This window comes from Jeotgalibacillus marinus (assembly GCF_040801915.1).
GTDB classification, from domain to species: Bacteria; Bacillota; Bacilli; order Bacillales; family Jeotgalibacillaceae; genus Jeotgalibacillus; species Jeotgalibacillus marinus.
Window position 1 is genome coordinate 1 of record NZ_JBFMIA010000173.1, and the last position, 268, is coordinate 268.

At 52.6% G+C, this 268-nt stretch carries 1 protein-coding gene; it reads left to right on the forward strand.

Going from position 1 to position 268, the window contains the following annotated elements; all coding sequences use genetic code 11:
• A partial coding sequence (locus AB1471_RS18980; protein ID WP_367780991.1) for a hypothetical protein occupies positions 1 to 268 on the forward strand: 268 nt, incomplete at both ends.

Below are 268 nucleotides of genomic sequence, written 5' to 3' on the forward strand. Positions count from 1 at the left end.
GAAAAAGAAAAAAGGGGGAGGAGAGGAGGAGGGGGGAGGAGAGAAGGAAGGAGAAAGGAAGGGGGGGAAGGAGAAAGGGGAAGGGGGGGGGGAGGGAGGGGGGGGGGGGGGAGAAGGGAAAGAGAGGGAGGGGGGAAAAAAAAGGAAGGAGGGAAAAAGAGAAGGGGAGGGGGGAGGAAAGAAAGAAAGGGAGGGGAAAAAGAAAAAAAGAAAAAAAAAAAAGAAAGGAGGAAAGAGGGAAAAGAAAAAAAGGAAAGGGAGCGGAGGG